Here is a 17736-nt window from a genome sequence, read left to right as displayed (position 1 = left end):
CCGCGCCTCAGCCGACCTCGTTCTGCGCCACCGCCTGGCCGTGGACGACCACGTCACCGCCGTAGAACATCCCCGTGAAGACCGGCGTGTACGTCAACTGCACCTCGACCTGGACCTGTTCGGCGTCGGCCGCCACACAGTGGGTCGCGGCGATGTCCGCGCCGGACATGTCCATCTGCCGGGCGAAGGTCTTCACCCGGGTGTCGCAGTCCTGGTAGTTGATCGGCGCGGGACCGCCCGCGTTGTCGTAGAGGGCCTCCCGGTCGATGTCCTGGGCGGCGTAACGGGCCGCCTGCTCCGCTATGTCGGCGGCCCGTTCGCGCTTGGAGATCGACAGGCCGCCGTCGATCACGAAGGCGGACAGGGACAGGAAGACGATCGCGAAGATGATGACCGCGCCGGCGCCCGAACCGCGGTCGTCGAGCCGCGCCCGGCGCGCGGACCACCACATGCGCACGGCATTGCTCACGCCGTCCTCCGGAAGGGGTCCAGGGGCGAACTGAATCTGGAGGTGAGGGTCGTGGGGACGTCGAGGCCGAGCATCGCCAGGCCCCGCACCTGGCAGCTGACCTCGACCGTGAAGATGGTGTCCGGCGCGAAGCCCTGGCTGGTCTGTACGACGGAGACCGGGCCGGAGCAGACCTCCGAGAGGTCCGCCTCCGCCGCCTTCCGCGCCTCGGCCATCGCGGTGCCGTGGTCCTTCTGGATCGAGCCCGCGCGGGCGGCGTCCCGTGCCGCGCCGTCCAACGCGCCGCGGCCGTCGACGAGTTGACCGAAGGCCACCAGCACCAGGATGAACAGGATCATCACCGGGGCGAGGATCACCACCTCGATGGTGGACAGTCCCCGGTCATCACCCCTGTGGGCGTCCATCAGTTCCCCCCGTTGTCCTGCACGAACCGCTCCACCGGTCCTTCCGACTGCGCGTGCACGGTCAGGTTCAGCCCGGGGAAGACCGTGGGGATCCGTGCCGTGATCTCCACGCCCACGGTGTTCTGGTCCGGCTGCACCATCTTCACGTCCGGCGACAGCACGAGCTGCGGACCCAGTTGGCGGATGTAGCTGTCCACCACGTCCCCTGCCTCGCCCCGCCAGCCGCCCGGCTCGTCATGCGCCGTGGCCCGGGCCTTGCGGGCGCCGGCCTGGGCCGCCGCCTGCGCCACGTGGTCGGCGAAGAAGTACAGCGCGAACTGCACGGTCGCGAAGATCATGAAGAAGAGGACCGGCGTGAGCAGCACGAACTCGATCGCGGTCATACCGGAGTCGCCGCGGGCGGAGGCGGCCTCCACCCGTCGGCGTACCCAGCGACGTACGCGCACCGACAACCCCGTTGATCTCGTACGGGCGTTCAGCAGGTCTTGCCCGCGTCGGCGCCCTTGATGCAGTTGCCGACCTTGTTGGCGCCGTCGCTCAGCGCCGCGTTGATGATGGCGGCCACCACGCCGACGATCGCCACGACGACCGCGGAGATGATGACCCACTCGACCGCGGAGGCACCGCGGTCCAGTTCGCCGGAGCGGGCGCGCTGCACCCGTCCCTGCAGGAAGGTGACCAGGAAGTCCACGGCCGGGATGCCGGTGGTGAAGTCCCTTGTGTTCATGATGGGTTGTTCCTCTCAGAAGCGGTTCGGCGGCTGGATGGCGTCGGTGGTACGGGTCCTTGTCATTGCACCTGGAACACCCGCATGGCCGCGGGGAAGATCAGGAACACCAGGAAGCCGGCGCACAGCAGCAGCTGGGCCACGAGCATCGACTGGGACTTCTCGCCCGCGCTGCCCTCGATCTCGGCGAGTTCGCGGTGCCGCATGGTCTCGGCGCGCGAGGCGAGGGACTCGCGGACCTTGGCACCGTCGTCGGCGACCAGGGCGAGCGAGGCGGAGAGGTCCTTGAGCTCCTCGACGCCCAGTTCCTCGCCGAGCGCGCCCAGCGCCTGCCACTGGCTGACACCGGTGATACGGGCGTCGGCGAGGGCGTTGCGGATGCGCTGGTTGGCCCAGCCGTCGGAGATCTCGGCCGCCGCCATCAGCGCCTCGGGCAGACCGCGGCCGCCGGCGAGGCTCATCGACACCAGGTCCAGATAGGCGCCGATCACCCGCCGGAGATCGCGCCGCTTGTCGGCCGCGTCCCGCCGTACCTCCAGGTCGGGCAGGAAGAAGAACACCGCCCCGAACATCAGCGCCAGCCAGACCGGGATGATCGGGCTGTGGCCGAAGCCCATCGTCCACACGACCGCGAACAGGAACGGGCCGAAGAACAGACCCGCCACCGCCAGCAGCACCTTCGTCGCGAGGAACTTCTCCCAGCTGCGCTCCAGGACCGCGAGGTCCGCCCGCAGCGAGCGCTGCTCCCAGCCCTGCTGCAGATAGAACTCGGCCACCCGCTCGCCGACTTCGGCCCGCAGCGAGCCGAGGCGGCCCTGGTCCCGCGCGGTGCGCGCCGACTCGTACGCCGCCCCGCGCGCCCGCATCGCGTCGATGCGGGCGACCTGCGAGACCGCGCTGCGCTTGGACGGCATCAGGGCGCGCACGAGGACGTAGACGCCGAGGCCGAGGACCGCGCCGACGACGACCGGCATGGTGAGGTTCACCGTCGTACTCCCTCTTCCGACCCGGCGGACGACTGGGCGGACGGCTGGGCGGGCATCCGCGGCCGGACGAACTGCACCCCGGCCTCGTCGCGGACCAGGAAGCGTTCGGGCGTCTCGATGGTCGACAGCTTGCGCAGCCACCAGAAACCGAGCGCGAACAGACCGCACACGCAGGCGAGGACGAGCTGGCCGACCGCCGTGCCGTACGGCGCCACGAACTCGCGGTTGAAGATGGACAGTCCGAGTACGAAGGCGACCGAGACGGCGACGACGATCTGCACCGAGCGGCGGGTGGAGGCCCGTTGGGCCATCACGCGCTGGCGCATGTCCACTTCCTCACGCGCCGACTTCGCGAGCGCGCCGAGGACCTGCCGCAGACCGGGGCCGCGCAGGCGGGCGTTGAGGATGAGGGCCGCGACGATGATGTCGGCGGACGCGTCGTTGATCTCGTCGGCGAGCTGCTGGAGCGCGTCGGGCAGCGGGGTGCGGGAGCGCAGCCGGTCGACGAGCGAGTCCAAGTGCGGACGCAGGACCGGGGCCGCGGCACGCGCCGACGCGGGGATGGCCTGCTCCAGGCCCACCGCCCCGGCGATGGTGTCGCGCAGCGACTCCGTCCAGGAGGCGAGGGCCTCCACGCGCCGCATGGCGGCCCGTTCCTCGGCGGCGCCGCCGAACAGCCGGTCCCAGAAGAAGACGAGGACACCGGCGGCGATCCCGGCGACAGCCCAGCGCGTCAGCAGCAGCACGACCAGGCCGATGATGGCGGCCAGCGATCCACGCTGACCGGCGAACCTGATCAGCTCGCTCGCCCGCTCGGCCGCCTTCTGCTTCTCGTGGTCGGGCTTCACGGGCAGTCCGCGGACGGCGACCATGAACAGCGCGAGGCCGCCGCCGACGGCGACACCGGACCCGATGGAGTACAGGACGGTGGTGGAGAAAAGGCCGCCCATGGAGCCGAGCGACCCGAGTGCCACTGAAGTCATCGTGTTCACCCCCACGTTCCGGTGGGCCGGTAGCCGTGCTGCATCAGGTCCTCCAGGCACGAGATCGGCGCGTGCGGCACGATCCGGCCGTCCGGCGCCTCGGCGAACACCTCGCTGGACAGCACCCGGCCGTCCACGCCGTTGACCTCGCGGACCGAGGTGACCATGCGCTGGAGGCGGCCGCCCGTCTGGTAGTTGTTGCGCCGCTGGATGAACACGACGAAGTTCACCGCGCCCGCGATCAGCATCTGGCTGGCCTCGATGGGCAGCCGCTCGGACGCCTGGAGCGCGTAGGTGGAGATACGGTTGAAGACCTCGCTGGAGCTGTTGGCGTGGATCGTGGACAGCGAGCCGTCGTTGCCCTGCGACATCGCGTTCAGCATGGTCACGATCTCGTCGCCGAGGACCTCACCGACGATCACGCGGGAGGGGTTCATACGCAGCGACCGGCGCACCAGCTCCGCCATGCTGATGGCGCCCTGTCCCTCGGAGTTGGGCAGCCGTTCCTCGAACGCCACGACGTTCGGGTGGAGTTCGGGAAAGGTGTCGAGCCCGAGCTCCAGCGCGCGCTCGACGGTGATCAGACGCTCGTGCGGCGGGATCTCGTTGGCCAGGGCCCGCAGCAGAGTCGTCTTACCGGCGTTCGTCGCACCCGCGATCATGATGTTCTTGCGGGCCCGGACGGCGCAGGCGAGGAAGTGCGCGACCTCGGGCGCCAGCGTGCCGTTGCCGACCAGGTCGGAGATGAAGACCTTGCCCATACGGGCACGGCGGATGGACAGCGCCGGCCGCCGGGCCACGTCCATGACGGCCGACAGACGCGAACCGTCCGGAAGACGCAGGTCGAGCTGGGGGTTGGCGGAGTCGAAGGGCCGGGACGACAGACCCGAGTAGGCGCCGAGCACCTGGATCAGCTCGATGAGCTCCTCGTCCGTCTCGGCGACGGGCTCCCCCTTCACCTCCCGCCCGTCCGCGAACCCGACGAAGACCTGGTCGCACCCGTTGATGTCGATGTTCTCGACCTCGGGGTTGTCCAGCAGCGGTTGCAGCCGGCCGACACCGAACAGCGCCGCGTGCACGGCGGCGGCGTACTGCTCCTCGGTCTCGGCGTCGAGGGGGGTGCGCCCGGCGTTGATCTCGGTGCGGGCGTACTCCTCCAGGATCTGGGCTATGACCGCGCGCGCGTACTGCCGCTCGTCCTCGGTGGACATCGGCGTGACGTTGTTCGCCTGGTCGAGCCGGCGCTGCTCGGCGATGCGGTCACCGGCGTCCTGCCGGAACCGCTTGACCAACTGGTGGTCGACAGCGGTCATGCCCCGGCCCCCGCATGGCCGCTGACCTGGCCATGGGTCGGTACGGACCAGGCGGCGCCGTACTGCTGGTAGAGGTCCGCGGTGACCTTGCGGGCCGAGCGGATGAGCAGGGACTTCTCCAGCCGGCCACGCTTGCGGCCGGCCAACTGGTCGGCTCCGGCGGGGTCGTCGGCGATGGTGCCGACCACGCGGGCACCGGTCTGGGCGTGCACCAGCATGTCGTTGACCTGGCCCGCGATCTTGCCGGCGCTGTTGGTGTCGGCGATCAGGATCACGCCGATCAGCGGGGTGGCGAGGCTCGCGGCGCCGCGGGGGCCGCCGTGCAGCTTGTTGGCGAGCGCGAGGGCGCGGTCGCGGACGCGGGCGATCGCCTCCGGCTCGGTCCGGCTGATCAGCAGGACCAGGGCGGCGTGCGGGAACAGGTCGACGGCGGGGGTGTCGCCGCTGATGCGGCCGCAGTCGGCGATGACGTCGGCGGGAGCGTTCGGGGAGTCGGCGAGGCTCGCGAAGGCGTGCCCGAGGGTGGGCCACAGACCGGTGAGACCGGCGGCCTGCTCGGCGATCCCGAGCCCGACGAGCACTTCCAGTCCGCCGCTCAACGGCTGCACGTGGTCCCAGAGTTGGTCCGGAACGAGACCTCTCCGGGCCGTCGCGGCTATCGACAGCATGCCGGTGTTGGGGTTGAGCGGCCCGCCGTGCGCGGCGGCACTGCGGTACACCAGGTCGCCGCCGGCCGGATCGGTCTCGGCGAGCAGCACGCGACGCGGCCAGACCGCGGCGAGCGCGACGGCCGCGGTGGTGACGCCGGGGGAACCCTTGTCGGCGGCGAGGGCGATGAGGGCCATGGGTTGGGTGCCGCCTCTTAGTTGCCGGGAATGAGGACGACGGCGACCGACCCGTCGGACGCGGCCTGCGCGAGGGCGGCGGCGTCGGAGGCGTCGACGGTCAGGGTGACGGGCAGGCTGGTGCTGCTGATGACGTCACCGCTGCCGTTGTCCTTGACGTTGGCCACGACGGCCCGCTCGACCAGCAGGGAATTGCCGCCGCCGGACGAGCTGTTCGACGAGGAGGAGCTGGAGGAACTGCTGCTGGAGGAGGAGTTGCTGCCCACGCGGTACACGGCGACGTTGTCCCCGGCCTTCAGGCCGGTCGGGTACTGGCCCTCCTTGAGGGAGACGCCGACGGTCGCCTTGCCCTGCGCAAGGGCGTTCTTCGTCGCGAACATCGGGCCGACGAGGACCGTGCCCTTGTAGAGGGTGGACTTGGCCTGGAGCTTCTTGAGGAGCTCGCGCTGTGACCACGGCACGAACTCGGCGCCCGAGTCCTTGTTCACCATCACGGAGGTGATCTTGGCGTCGGTGATGGAGTCGCCGGCCTGGAGGTCGCCGGTCAGCTCGATGACCTCGATCCGGTCGCCCGCCTGCAGCACCAGCGTCGTGGCACCGAGCGCACCCAGCAGGATCAACAGCACCGCCAACGCGGCCAGCGCGGGTTTGCGCTCGCGAGGAGGAGTGGGAAGCCGGTCACCGACCGACGGTTGAGCCGGAACCGCGGAACGTCCCGCGCCCGCCCCCGTACGCTCTTGGATCTTCACGCAACAGCTCCCCGTACACCCAAGAAATTGCCTACCAATATGGACACTTCACACTTCCCGACCACTGACCCCGGGTTGCGACCGGCGGGCTGTCCAGCACAGAAGTGAGTGTCAAGCCATGGCACCGTATCAGCCGCACATAAGCCCCTCAAGGCGCGTCCTGACTCCTGGACCGCACCTCCCACACCGTTATCCACCTGCAACTCGAAGTGGGTACTGCCCAGTTGTGCGCGGCCTCGGAACCCTCCGCCACCTGTGCGTCAGTGAATCCGGCGCCGCCCCGACATCCCACCCGTACCGGGACGTTCATCACGCTCCACCCATGAGGCCTGCACGATTCGCTCACGAAGCCTTTGAGCCACCGTGTCGTGATCTTTGCCCGGTCCGGGTTCACCCGATCGTGACAGTCCTGGCCAAGTCGTCGGTCAGCGCGCACAGTTCGTCGGTCCGGGCCATCGCCCGCCACGACGTCAGCAGCACCAGCCCCCACCCCTCGTCCGGCACGATCCCGTACGCACAGGTCTCCAGGACGGTCCCCGTGCCGTCCCGGTCGGCGTCCTGGACGTAGGCGTGCCGCACACGGACGGACGGGCCGGCCGGGAGGTCGTGGTACTCCGCCTCGGGTGGGCGGAAGGAGATCGCCGTGATGGTGGTGAGGTAGCGGGCCAGGAGGTCGACGGTCATCGTCGGGTACGTGTCGTCGGCGAGCAGCGCCGAGAGCTCGATGCGGGCCAACTCGCCCCGGTGGGGCTCCGGGACGTACGACAGCGCGATGACGGGGCCACGGGTGCGGGCGTCGGCGGCGGCCTCGTGGAGTTCCTCGGCCAGCGCCCTTACCAGCCGCTCGTCGTCCGTCCGCTCCCGGGCCGCCTCCGCCGCCCATGCGGCGAGGTCGACCGGTTCCCGTACCGGCAGGCGGACGGCGTCGTCCGGCGCCTTCAGATGCACGGTCGATGAGGAGAAGGCGGGCATCAGGCCATCCATTGCAGAGTGCGGGCGATGGAGTCGAAGAGGCCGACCAGCGCGTCGGCGAGCGGCTCCATGGGGGTGGAGAAGGACAGCAGCAGCCGCTGATCGGCCTGCGGGACGGCGAGGTAGACGTCCAGGTGCGTGACGGTGAGCTTGTTGCCGTCCGCGTCGTCGGGGGCGGGGCGGCGGCGGTACAGGTGCCGTACGGCGGGACCGGCGGGGAGGCCGGTCAGGGTGACGTCCTCACCCCGGGCGCCGAGGGAGAGCGCGATGTCGGACAGCTCGCCGGCGGCCGTACCGGGCGGGGGCTTGAGCAGCGTGACGACGAGCCCGGCGGACACCGGTACCTGGCCGAGGAGTTGGTTGACGACGTACATCTCCAGCCCGCCGTTGGCGTGCGCCGCCTCCGCCTGAGCCCGCATCCGCTCCGCGAGCGCCGCCTTCAGCTGCGGGGTCGCCTTCGTGCGGCGCAGGCCGCGGTTGACGAGCTTGTCGATGCGGTGGGGCCAACGGTCGGGGTCGAGGACGATCCGCTCCCAGCCTTCGGGGACGGCCAGGCGGTAGTCGGAGGGGGGTGGCGGGACGGGGGCGGGGTCGGTAGCCGTGCCCATGGTCACACCCGCTTCGTTCGGCTCGATCGGCTGTCCGGTTGCCCGCGTGTCGTCGCTCATGCCGTGGCACCGCCCAGGCAGAGGTAGTACCAGGAGCCGAGGCCGAGGTTCGACACGCCTGTGAGAAACGGCCAGTAGTGCCCCGTCGGTTCGACCACGGGCCGCATTCTCAGGCCGACCCTGGTCGCCTCCGTGCGCGCGGGCGCGCCCACGAGCAACGCGTACGGGCCGATCAGATCCAGGCCCAGGCCAACCTGATCCCCTGTACGTCGCGTGCTGCTGAGCAATCGTGCGAACGACTCGTCCGCCGGGTCTCTTTCGCTCACGCCGCAGTCCTGAGCGTACGGTTGCGGTCACGTCGCCCCAGGACGGCGGCGGTGACCGGCGTCAGTACGAGGACCACGGCGGCGCCCAGGAAGACGCACCCCTCCGCGATGCCGCCGATGTCCGACTTCGTACCGAGGGAAGGCTTGTAGTGGTCCGCGGGGTCGACCACGGCCTTGGTCGTCTGCCCCACTCGGTCGGCGCAGTTGTCCTTGTTGTCGATCACTTCGTGAACGGAACCGTCCGCCAGCCGGACTCTGCAATACGTCTCACTGGTGCCGTGGGTCCATTGACGGGTCGGTGAGACAAGGGTGACCGTCTGTTCCACGCCCCGTACCTGCAGATACCAGGCGTTGACGAAGCTCGTCCCGATGAGGACGGTGACAAAGTAGGCCGCCGCCGTGAGGAACCGTGCGATTCGGACTCCGCGGTTGTCCGGCGTCTTGAAGACAAGCCAGATCACCAGCATCCCGAGCCCTAGGCCCACCAACCCCGCCAACTTGCCCAGGAACAGGCTCAGAAGCAGGCATACGACGATCGAGGCGACGGCCACCAGAAGCAGCCGGCCCCAGGGCCACACCGCCGAGCCCCTGCCGTCCCCCATCCGCTCGGTGCGAGGACTGGTGGAGAACTCGGAGAGGATGCGACGCACGCGCTGCATGCCGTCGGGCCCGGCTGCGATACGACGCAGTTCCGGCAACCCCATGCCGACCTCTTCCAGCGCCCGCTGCCATTTCTCGGGCAGGTCCGCGAACAGTTCGTCGACGGACCGCTCTTCGTCGCTCGCCACGTGATCCTTGCTCTCTCCGCGCTGGGTTCCAGCCGGCCGACCGGGTCAGCCGCTGGTGCTCCAGTGCCAGTTGTAGAACGGTGTTCCGCCGGCACCGATCACCGGAAGCTCCTTCGCTCCCTGGAACCAGTTCGGTCCCGTGACGAACGGCTCGCCGGGGTGGGTGTGGGCCAGGTTCGCCCAGCCGGCCAGGAGAGGAAGTGCCTGACTGCCGTAGTAGAGGGCCTTTGCCTGGCCTGCCATGGTCTTGAACGAGGAGTCCGCGATCTCCGACATCTTCGGCGCCTCCTCGGCGAAGGCTCTAGCCGCCGCGTGCACTTCCGGGGCGTCGCGGATGTCGTTCACGTATCCCTTGAGGTTGAACGTCTCCTTGACCACCGACTTCATCCTCGGCAGCAGTTTGGCGGGTCCTTCGGCGAGTGCCTTGCCCATCTCCCCGGGCTTGACTCCGTTGAGCGCCTCGGCGAGGTCGCGGGCGGTCACCGGATTCAGCCCGACCTCCCGGGCCAGTTGGAAGTCCTTGACCGCGGACGAGGCCCGGGCGGCCATGGCCGCCTCCTTGGCCGTCGTTCCCAGGATCCGCCCGGCCCCGAAGGACAGCACACCGACCGCGTCGATGGCGACGTCCAGCCAGGTGCCCTTGCCGTCCAGCGCCGAGACGGTGTCGCAGACCAGGGCGACGACAGAGGCGACGAGCGCCAGAGCGCCGAGCACCTCACCGAGGATGGGCACCCAGCTGAGCGCGAGGGCCAGCACGCCGAGAACCGCCGCGGCCACCCCCGCCCAGTGCCCGACCTCCGCGACCCAGTCCTTCCAGCCGTCCCACCAGTGATGCGCGGGATCCTTCAGCCCGTCGTGGTCGAGCGCGTCCCGGATGGCCTTGGCCGCGTATCCCGCCTGTGTGTCCCGGTACTCGAGCGCGCGCCGCAGATCCCGCTTCGCGGCCTCCAACTCCCCGTCCGCGGCGTCCTTCTGCAGCTTCAGCTTCTGCTTGTCGGGATGTTCGTCGGGCCCGGGATGCTGGTCGATCTGCTTCTGGTAACGACTGCCGTCCGCATCGGCGGCCTGCGCCTTCTTCAGGGCCGTACGCACCATGTTCTGCGCGTGGTTGAGGGCGGTGGCCCAGTTCTCGCGGACCGTGTCGGCGATCGGCTCGTACGGTACGGTCGACCCGAGTGCTGAAGCGGCGGCCGCGTACCGCTGATGCGTCTTGGTCAGCAGCCCGACGGTGTCACGGGTCTTCTCCTGAAACGCCCGCCCGGCGTCGGAGTCCCACCCGTGCCCGTCCACGAGGTTGTCGAGCCGGCCGGCCTGCTCCTCGATGAGCTTGGCGGTGTCGGCGATGCGCTTGCCGAGCCGGGCGACCTCGTACGGGTCGCCGGGCGCGAACTCCTTGTCGTCATACCGGGCCGTCTGCCAGTCGACACCGGAGAAGTCGTGACTCACTCGGCCCCCGGCTGGGCTTTGAGCAGCGCGTCCGCCAGATGCTGGTCGACACCGTCGTACGCCTTCGCAGCCGCGCCCGCTGTTTTGCCGAGGAACTCCAGCCCGTCGCAGAGCTCCTTGCGCTTCTTCTTCCAGTCGTCGGCGAAGTCGTCCAGCGCGGAGGCGACGTCTCCCGATCCGATCTCGGCGCCGTAGCTGTCGACAAGGTCCCTGGCCTGCTCGAAGTTGGCCTTGAGTCGGGCCACCGACCTGCTGATCTCCTTCAGCTCCGACGTGGACACCTTGACGTGATCCGCCACCCAAACCCCCGTGTCTGGACACCACTTGCGCCCCACGAGCAAGGGGCGGCCAGGGTTACTGTCCTTCGGCCGCTTTTCGACCAGCAACCAATGGAGTGCAAAGGGAGCGTCGAGGATTACTTTGCCTGAGTGAAGACTTGGGAAGGCGTCAAGGGGATCTTTGGGCGCACTTGAGGGCGTTTGACCATGGCCTTTCCGCGGACCCGGCCGGCCTGCCGCTGTCGGTGACCGACGCCCACGGCGCCACCACCACTGCCGTGCCTGTCGCCTTGGGCCGTATCGCCCGAGGCGACGGACGCCCTAGCGCAAGACCCTCCGCGTCGGCTACGGACGCGAAGGGGGGTATGATACGCCTTCGAGCACGCCACGGAACGCCGACTGGTGCGCGTGCTCACCCCCGTCGGCGACACACGGACGTACGCCTATGACCCGGCGGGCCGCCTGCTGGAGGGGAGGAGGACGAGCGCCGGAGGAATTCAACGACGATCTCGGCTACGAACTGATCGCCTAGACGAAGACGATCGACGGTGACACCCTCAACTGGCTGGCCCACCCCGCCCAGAAGCCCGCTTCCTGGCGCACCCCCCCTCGTCTTCCAGGGCATCGCCGAGGCCTGGGAGCACTACGACGCCCCGGCCACAGCGGTCCCCTTGGGGCTCCTCACCGACGACATCGACTCGAACATCGTGGTACGCGACCGGGGTCACGTCGGTTCGAGGCTTATGCGTAGCTCTCGGCCCCGCGTGACAAAACGGTTGCTGCGCGCCGAGGCGTCGAACCCCGCCCTAAAGTGCGGTCCTCGCTGGACAGCACTGTGGATGCCCCATCCACATCCCCCTTGCATCCCCCTACATCCCCCTGCGCATGTTCGCAGTGAAGTTCGCGCTGGCGAAAGCTGGAACCCCACCGATAGCGTTTGCGCTCTTGACGAACTTCAGTCTCACGGGGAGTCCACCACAGTGAAGCGCCGCGTATTGCCTGCTGCCGCCGCACTCACCGCTGCCGCAGCTTTGCTACTGACGGCCTGCGGGGGCGGGAGCAGCAATTCCAAGGCCAACGACAAGATCGCGGATGCCGCCACAGACTCCGCATCAGCCTCACCGAGCGCTTCGACGACGACCTCGTCCGCTCGCCCGACGATCGAACTGCCGGCTGACGACACGCTCATCTTTACCCCTGAGCAGGTCGGCGACCCGAGTAGAGACGCAATCCTCAAAGACAATGCGGAGTTCGTCCGCGGGCTCGACGCAGCCATCGGAGCCCAGAACCCCAGGCTCCCCGCTCTCGAGTACTACACGGAACGTGAAGGCGCTGCGACGGCACAACAGTGGGTCAAGTCATTCGTGGATGCGGGACTGACGGTCACCGGAACCGTCCGCTACTACGACCGGCAGGTCTCCGTCGAGTCCAAGAACAAGGCATCGCTCACGTACTGCGCAGACGAGAGCAAGGGCTACAGCAAGGTCATCAAGACCGGTGAGGTCAAGAAGACCAAGGTGACCAGGAACAGCTATGTCTCTTATGGCGTGCAGGTCGAGAAGAACGCGAAGGGGGTCTGGGAGATGACGAAGATCGTTTCCACGCGCGGAGCCGACCGGTGCCAGCCGTAACCCGGCTCCTAGGGAGTGGAGCGAGGGTAGTTCCCACGTCATCGGTCAGTCTGTTCTCGGCCTCTGCCGCCATGGCTGACCGCCCAGGAAACGGGCCTATCGCCCGTCGCACGGAGATCAATGGCCCCGTCTCCTGCTGATACGCCCGAAGTACTCGCCTGTGCAGGGCTCCAGACAGGACGACAGACGGGTCAACGGTCCCTGCCGGACCGCCGTGCTCGAGCGCGAACCGGGAGTACCAGGTACCCAAAAACATCCAGTCCCCCCTGAACTGAGCACATCGTGAGGGAAGTTCGCTCTGGTGAAACCGGGAAGCATACCGATACCGTCAGACCTCTTGACTTAACTTCTGTCTCAACGGGGAGCTCAACTGTGAATCGCCGCTCTTTGCCCGTTGCTGCCGCGCTCACCGCGGCAGCGGCCCTGCTGCTGACGGCTTGCGGCGGCGGGGGCGGCAACTCCAAGGCCAATGACAAGATCGCGGGAGCTGACACGGGAAGCAAGACGACGACTTCGCCCACCGCGTCGGCTTCAAGCACTACGGACCGCCCGCAGATCAAGCTGCCCTCGGATGTCACGGACAAATACGAAGACTGGAAGGCCGTCGACACGACCGAGGAAGCGGTCCTCGCAGACACCGCCCGACGCATCGACGCGACGAATGACGCCATCCTCCGGGGCAACGCCAGTGCGCCGGGCCTGTCGTTCTACTACCGAGACAAGGCCCTGGCCGATGCGGTGGCTTGGGTGCAGGCCTATGTGAAGGCCAACCTGTCGTTCACGGGAACCACGCGTTACTACGCCCCCAAAGTCACACTCACAGGCGAGACCACGGCGTCCGTCGTCTACTGCTCCGACGAGAGCAAGGGGTTCAACAAGAATCGCAAGACCAACAAGGTTGACAGGACACCCTCGAAGGAGAGCCCATACGTGCTGTACAACACGCGCCTGCAGAAGAACAAACAGGGCGTGTGGCAAGCCAGCAACCTGATCTCGAAGCGGGGGGACAAGACATGCGCCGGGTGACCGGACTGAGGCGGATCTTGGCACTCAGCGTGCTCGTGACCGCGTGTGGCTTGGGTTTGCCGGGCACTGCCTCAGCGTATGGGCCGGGTGAGGGCCAGGGGGCCCAGCAGCCCACGGGACCATCCGGCAACTCGGACGGCAAGGGCGGAATCTCTGCGACCGCGGGAGCCGTCGTCTACGACCGCTCCAACAACGGCGCCGGCCAGTCAGTCGGCCCCGTCACCTCGACGACGACGTGGACCCCGCCGGCGTGCTATTACGCACCCAAGTACAGCCCGGCGCAGCTCAAGGCGTATCTGGAACCGATTTGGGAAGCCGGGTCCACTGGTTACGAGTGGGACGCCGAGCAGCGCGACCGCTACGTCAACGGTCACCCCTACAAGGATTTCAACCAGGACAAGACCGGCAAGGGTTACTGGTGGGACTCCTACGTCACACCGGGCCGCGAGGGAGACCCAGGCGCTCTCGACTGCACGAAGCCGATCTTCTGGGTGGACTCCAACACCAAGCCACCAGCCGACATCCCGCAGGCCGTCACGACGAAGGTTCTGGCCGAACTCGCCTACAACGAGATCCGCGTCCCCAGCACCAAGGTGACCCTCGCCCCGGCCAATGCCACCAAGGTCAACCTGCCGACCTGGGCGTGGCTCGACGGGACTCAGTTCAAGCCGGTGTCCGTCACCGCCACCGTGCCGGTTCTGGGCATCTCCGCCACGACCATTGCCGAACCGGTCTCCCTCAAGATCGACCCGGGCACGATGGACGCCACGGCCTACCCCGCGTCCGGCGTCTGCCAGATCAACGGCGGCCGCATCGGTGAGCCCTACGCCAAGGGTAAGGTGGACGAGACACCGCCGTGCGGTGTGAAGTACCTGCGCTCCTCGGGGAACGCGACTTACCCGCTCAAGGCCACCATCACCTGGAAGATCCACTGGACCGGCTCAGACGGCGCCGGCGACGACCTGCCCGACGGCACGTTCGGCGCCACCCAGAACGTCACCGTCCAGGAGATCCAAGCCGTCAACCGCTGACGAACCCATGGACGGCCCACAGTCATGGGCCGTCCATGGGCATGAGAAACCGAAGACGACACGAGTGACCTCCGTCTCGAGGACACTGCCTTCCAGGACCTGAAAAAGACCTTCTCCTGTTGGCCGCGCCCGGCACCCTGGCCCGTACGGTCCCCTGCCCCCCGCCACCCCGAGGGCTGACCCACCGACCTCGTCCTGACGAACCGATGCCTGCGCTTCCTCGGCACCCGAAGCGGCACCCGAAAGCGAACCGTCCACCGGTCAACGCGACCGCCTGACCCGCTTTGTCGTCGAACTCCCGACCGGTGCCCAGTCTCAACTCCTCACCGCCTCCCGAGCGGCGTCGTGATGGTCGATTTCCAGGTCCCCTCCAAGACAGCAAAGGAGGTCCACGAGACCCACACGATCCTGATGGAACCGGCAGGAGAAGCGGCCAAGCCGCAACCGGGTGACCTCTGACGGCAACAGCACGGCCGCACCGCGGAGCGGAAAGCCTCGTCAGCGTTCCGCAGACCTCGCCACGGATCGCTGCCGCGTAAACCGGCCGGGAGCTGGGTCACTCGTTCAGGCAAGATCGCGGCACACGTCACACCCTCCAGAGCCCTAGCTGCCCATAATTACTTGCGTTCACTGCGAAGTGCACTTGGCCAAGTATTTGTCCTGCAGGGGTCCCGAGGGAGCGCTTTTTGCCTGCCGTTGCCGTAACAGCCACAACTGTAGCTGGGTTGCTTCCCCACGGAGCGGCCCCGGACGGGGAGAGGACACCGGCACGTGGCTGACCGGCTCGCCGTGAACGGCGACGAACTCGCACATTTCATGAAGCTTTTGAACAAGTCCAGCACCTCGTTGAAAGGCCTTCGCAAGGCGCTGAGCGATGCGACCGTCACAGGCCTGGGCACGGACGACCTGGACTCGGCGTGCGAGGACTTTCAGGACGACTGGAAGTACGGAGCCGAGGAGATCGGTAAGCAGACCGAGGATCTCGCCAAGATTATCGGTCAGAGCAAGAGCAGCTATGAAGAAGTGGACAAGGCACTGGAAGAAGCCCTGAGGAAGTCCAAGCACAGTACCGCGAATGGCAAGAAATGACGTACGCACCAGGCCGGGAACAGCTTCCGTACGCCAACTCTCCCGCAGTCCGCGAGGGACGCCTGCCACAGGGACTGCAGTCCTCTCCGTCCATCCCCAATCCTGACTGTCCGCATCTGGGCTTCAATCCAACCCCAGGCGATATCGACACGGTCAACGGCCTCTTCAAGAAGCTCAGCAATTGCGCCAAGGTCCTGGAAGAGACACATGGGCTCGTCACCAAGCTCATGGACGGGAGTTACTGGAAGGGCGATGCGGCTGTCGCCTTCCGTGAGCAACTCGAGGGTGGCCCCCTCCCGCTCAATATCAAGAACGCCGCACACTCCATCCGGAAGGCTGCTCGTCACCTCAGCAGTTGGGAGGACGAGCTCGAGGAATTTCAGCGTCGGGCAAGGAAGCTAGAGCAGGAGGCCAAGGACGCCCGGGCTTCCGTTGACGCGGCGAAGGGACACGCCGCAACAGCCAAGAACAACGCGGACCTTCACACCAAGGGAACCGAGCACGACAAGGCACAAAAGAGTCTCACCCATGCCAACACCGCGGTGACAGAAGCCGAGGCCGAGCTCGACAAGGTCATCGGGAGGGCCAAGAAACTCGCCGAGGAACACGAGGAGAAGGCCCGCTACCGCGCCAGCAAGATTCGAGACGCCACGAAGAAGCTGGCTCCGCACGAGCCGGGTTGGCTCGATGAATTCGCCGATTGGTTCACCGAGAACCTGCCGGATATCCTGAGTTTCACCGCGGGGGTGATCGGCCTGGTGGCGCTGTTCGTGGCGACAGGAGGTGTGGCGGCAGCGGTTCTGCTGCTCGCCGCGGCAGCGCTGAGCGCCACCGCCCTGACCATGCGACTGTCCGACACCGAAGTATGGGCTTCCCTGAAAGACGGCTTCACGAAGGGCGAGTTCGATTCCGACTTCTGGGGCAATTTTGTCAGCGTCACCGGGGACGCTCTCGGGATGTTTCCGGGCGTAGCCGCTGTGCGAATGGGAGTTCGTGGGGCAGTCAACGCCCTGCGAACCGGAGAGGACGCGATCACCCTCGGGAAAGTGGTGACGACATTCGGCAGCGAAACCCTGAATCAGGCGAAGACGATCGCGGGCCTCGGAAATCCCGCCCTGAGCTTGGTGGTGCGGGGTGCACGGGACGCAGCGCGAGCTGGTGAGATCGTGGAGATCACCTCGGCTTCGCTCGGTGTTGCAACCGCCGGTTATGGCTTGATGTCCAGTTCCGCGGACGCATTGGACAACGATGGAGTAAAGGACAGCAGCACAGGTATCGACGGCGTGCGGAGCATCCTGGACTGCGGCGCGCTGATCGAACTTGCAGGACATGTGTTCTGAAGCCTGAAGCCACATACAAGAGAGACTCACATGGGTTCAGCAGACCACCGTATGGCCTGGGAGCACCCTCCCACCAGGCGAGCCTGGGGCAGGCAGTTGTTGATAAACGTGGCTGCCTTCATCGCTTGGACTGTGTCGGTGTTCGCCCTTCTGGCTGTCCTTTCGGTATTCCTAGGACCCGACTACACGGTCATCATCGTGCCGTTTCTTGTGTACAGCTTCCACAGAGCCTTCCTGCAACTCTTCATCATCCCTTGGGTATTTCGAATGAGGCGGGTCCTGCGGGCGTACCCCTGGCAGCTTGTTCCGGAAGCGTCGTACGGCCTCACCAAACGGAGGGATGTCGCCGGAAGGCAATTCGGGTGGTTCGAGTTCCCCAACCCTGCACGCCCAGACGAGAAACTCCCCATGGTCTTCTCGCGGCATTGGGGGGTCGGCTGGTGGAATCGTCGTATGGCTCCTCGGGCAGCGTCGGAACTCAAGGGCCAGATCGACGTGGTGTGGTTCGCGGGAGACCCCCGTTTCATCGGAGTGATCGCCGCGCCCTCCGCTGACGGGACGATGCCTCGGCGATTCCGTTTCCTTCATCAGCAGACGCCGGCAGACGGAGGCCTCTCGATCACGGACTGGGGAGCCACCGACGACGACATCGAACGCGGTCGGCGCGCCGGGGTACGCCCCGCCGGCAAGTGACATGGCCTCCCAACAACAACGGACCCTCCCAG

21 protein-coding genes are annotated in these 17736 nt (G+C 67.4%); 6 read left to right on the top strand and 15 right to left on the bottom strand.

The window, feature by feature from the left end:
- Positions 1-7: 7 nt before the first annotated feature.
- The 15 genes from ACWCQ1_RS23525 to ACWCQ1_RS23455 all read right to left on the bottom strand — a co-directional run bounded on the left by ACWCQ1_RS23525 (position 8) and on the right by ACWCQ1_RS23455 (position 10915).
- Positions 8-451, bottom strand: a complete 444-nt coding sequence (locus ACWCQ1_RS23525) for a TadE/TadG family type IV pilus assembly protein (protein WP_451027337.1) — start codon at positions 449-451, stop codon at positions 8-10.
- A gap of 14 nt (positions 452-465) precedes the next feature.
- Positions 466-873 (bottom strand): TadE/TadG family type IV pilus assembly protein, encoded by a 408-nt coding sequence (locus ACWCQ1_RS23520; RefSeq protein ID WP_451027299.1) that lies wholly within the window; start codon positions 871-873, stop codon positions 466-468.
- Positions 873-1325: a TadE family protein gene (locus ACWCQ1_RS23515; RefSeq protein WP_133043399.1), complete on the bottom strand. Its 453-nt coding sequence runs from the start codon at positions 1323-1325 to the stop codon at positions 873-875. The genes ACWCQ1_RS23520 and ACWCQ1_RS23515 overlap by 1 nt, the downstream gene beginning before the upstream one ends.
- Positions 1326-1348: 23 nt before the next feature.
- On the bottom strand, positions 1349-1600 hold the full coding sequence (locus ACWCQ1_RS23510) for a hypothetical protein (RefSeq protein WP_451027298.1): 252 nt from the start codon (positions 1598-1600) through the stop codon (positions 1349-1351).
- Positions 1601-1662: 62 nt separating this feature from the next.
- A complete protein-coding gene (locus tag ACWCQ1_RS23505; protein WP_165954818.1) occupies positions 1663-2586 on the bottom strand; it encodes a type II secretion system F family protein in 924 nt (307 codons plus the stop codon).
- A complete protein-coding gene (locus tag ACWCQ1_RS23500) occupies positions 2583-3569 on the bottom strand; it encodes a type II secretion system F family protein (RefSeq protein WP_133043401.1) in 987 nt (328 codons plus the stop codon). The genes ACWCQ1_RS23505 and ACWCQ1_RS23500 overlap by 4 nt, the downstream gene beginning before the upstream one ends.
- Before the next feature lie 5 nt (positions 3570-3574).
- Positions 3575-4882 (bottom strand): CpaF family protein, encoded by a 1308-nt coding sequence (locus tag ACWCQ1_RS23495; RefSeq protein ID WP_133043402.1) that lies wholly within the window; start codon positions 4880-4882, stop codon positions 3575-3577.
- On the bottom strand, positions 4879-5727 hold the full coding sequence (locus ACWCQ1_RS23490; RefSeq protein WP_133043403.1) for a hypothetical protein: 849 nt from the start codon (positions 5725-5727) through the stop codon (positions 4879-4881). Before ACWCQ1_RS23490 ends, ACWCQ1_RS23495 begins: the two co-directional genes overlap by 4 nt.
- A 17-nt stretch (positions 5728-5744) precedes the next feature.
- Entirely contained in the window at positions 5745-6476 is a 732-nt protein-coding gene (locus ACWCQ1_RS23485) for a hypothetical protein (RefSeq protein WP_358593119.1), read from the bottom strand.
- 390 nt (positions 6477-6866) lie between these two features.
- A complete protein-coding gene (locus tag ACWCQ1_RS23480) occupies positions 6867-7448 on the bottom strand; it encodes a hypothetical protein (RefSeq protein ID WP_451027297.1) in 582 nt (193 codons plus the stop codon).
- The gene (locus ACWCQ1_RS23475; protein WP_451027296.1) at positions 7448-8116 is read right to left on the bottom strand and encodes a hypothetical protein; all 669 of its coding nucleotides are present in this window, start codon (positions 8114-8116) and stop codon (positions 7448-7450) included. Before ACWCQ1_RS23475 ends, ACWCQ1_RS23480 begins: the two co-directional genes overlap by 1 nt.
- Entirely contained in the window at positions 8113-8382 is a 270-nt protein-coding gene (locus ACWCQ1_RS23470) for a hypothetical protein (RefSeq protein WP_451027295.1), read from the bottom strand. The genes ACWCQ1_RS23475 and ACWCQ1_RS23470 overlap by 4 nt, the downstream gene beginning before the upstream one ends.
- Positions 8379-9170: a hypothetical protein gene (locus ACWCQ1_RS23465; protein WP_451027294.1), complete on the bottom strand. Its 792-nt coding sequence runs from the start codon at positions 9168-9170 to the stop codon at positions 8379-8381. Before ACWCQ1_RS23465 ends, ACWCQ1_RS23470 begins: the two co-directional genes overlap by 4 nt.
- A 45-nt stretch (positions 9171-9215) precedes the next feature.
- Positions 9216-10616, bottom strand: coding sequence for a putative T7SS-secreted protein (locus ACWCQ1_RS23460; RefSeq protein WP_451027293.1), 1401 nt, complete (start codon positions 10614-10616; stop codon positions 9216-9218).
- Positions 10613-10915: a hypothetical protein gene (locus ACWCQ1_RS23455; RefSeq protein WP_451027292.1), complete on the bottom strand. Its 303-nt coding sequence runs from the start codon at positions 10913-10915 to the stop codon at positions 10613-10615. The genes ACWCQ1_RS23460 and ACWCQ1_RS23455 overlap by 4 nt, the downstream gene beginning before the upstream one ends.
- 959 nt (positions 10916-11874) lie before the next feature.
- Between ACWCQ1_RS23455 and ACWCQ1_RS23450 the strand changes: the two genes are divergently transcribed.
- The 6 genes from ACWCQ1_RS23450 (at position 11875) to ACWCQ1_RS23425 (ending at position 17704) form a co-directional block, all read left to right on the top strand.
- Entirely contained in the window at positions 11875-12525 is a 651-nt protein-coding gene (locus ACWCQ1_RS23450; protein WP_451027291.1) for a hypothetical protein, read from the top strand.
- A 372-nt stretch (positions 12526-12897) separates the two neighbouring features.
- Positions 12898-13551 (top strand): hypothetical protein, encoded by a 654-nt coding sequence (locus ACWCQ1_RS23445; protein WP_451027290.1) that lies wholly within the window; start codon positions 12898-12900, stop codon positions 13549-13551.
- A 50-nt stretch (positions 13552-13601) separates the two neighbouring features.
- A complete protein-coding gene (locus ACWCQ1_RS23440) occupies positions 13602-14582 on the top strand; it encodes a hypothetical protein (RefSeq protein WP_451027289.1) in 981 nt (326 codons plus the stop codon).
- A 771-nt stretch (positions 14583-15353) separates the two neighbouring features.
- Positions 15354-15671 (top strand): hypothetical protein, encoded by a 318-nt coding sequence (locus tag ACWCQ1_RS23435; RefSeq protein ID WP_451027288.1) that lies wholly within the window; start codon positions 15354-15356, stop codon positions 15669-15671.
- The gene (locus ACWCQ1_RS23430) at positions 15668-17011 is read left to right on the top strand and encodes a hypothetical protein (protein WP_451027287.1); all 1344 of its coding nucleotides are present in this window, start codon (positions 15668-15670) and stop codon (positions 17009-17011) included. The genes ACWCQ1_RS23435 and ACWCQ1_RS23430 overlap by 4 nt, the downstream gene beginning before the upstream one ends.
- A gap of 108 nt (positions 17012-17119) precedes the next feature.
- Entirely contained in the window at positions 17120-17704 is a 585-nt protein-coding gene (locus ACWCQ1_RS23425) for a hypothetical protein (protein WP_451027286.1), read from the top strand.
- Positions 17705-17736 lie beyond the last annotated feature (32 nt).

It is taken from the genome of Streptomyces sp. NPDC002144, from assembly GCF_053593695.1.
The sequence above is the reverse complement of the archived record's forward strand: the minus strand, read 5'-3'. Positions and strand labels throughout refer to the sequence as shown.

Excerpts from the sequence above, each read along its gene's own strand:
- ACWCQ1_RS23510 (WP_451027298.1), bottom strand. The coding sequence starts at position 1,600 with ATGAACACAAGGGACTTCACCACCGGCATCCCGGCCGTGGACTTCCTG.
- ACWCQ1_RS23520 (WP_451027299.1), bottom strand. The coding sequence starts at position 873 with ATGGACGCCCACAGGGGTGATGACCGGGGACTGTCCACCATCGAGGTG.
- ACWCQ1_RS23525 (WP_451027337.1), bottom strand. The coding sequence starts at position 451 with ATGTGGTGGTCCGCGCGCCGGGCGCGGCTCGACGACCGCGGTTCGGGC.
- ACWCQ1_RS23480 (WP_451027297.1), bottom strand. The coding sequence starts at position 7,448 with ATGCCCGCCTTCTCCTCATCGACCGTGCATCTGAAGGCGCCGGACGAC.
- ACWCQ1_RS23500 (WP_133043401.1), bottom strand. The coding sequence starts at position 3,569 with ATGACTTCAGTGGCACTCGGGTCGCTCGGCTCCATGGGCGGCCTTTTC.
- ACWCQ1_RS23475 (WP_451027296.1), bottom strand. The coding sequence starts at position 8,116 with ATGAGCGACGACACGCGGGCAACCGGACAGCCGATCGAGCCGAACGAA.
- ACWCQ1_RS23430 (WP_451027287.1), top strand. The coding sequence starts at position 15,668 with ATGACGTACGCACCAGGCCGGGAACAGCTTCCGTACGCCAACTCTCCC.
- ACWCQ1_RS23495 (WP_133043402.1), bottom strand. The coding sequence starts at position 4,882 with ATGACCGCTGTCGACCACCAGTTGGTCAAGCGGTTCCGGCAGGACGCC.
- ACWCQ1_RS23490 (WP_133043403.1), bottom strand. The coding sequence starts at position 5,727 with ATGGCCCTCATCGCCCTCGCCGCCGACAAGGGTTCCCCCGGCGTCACC.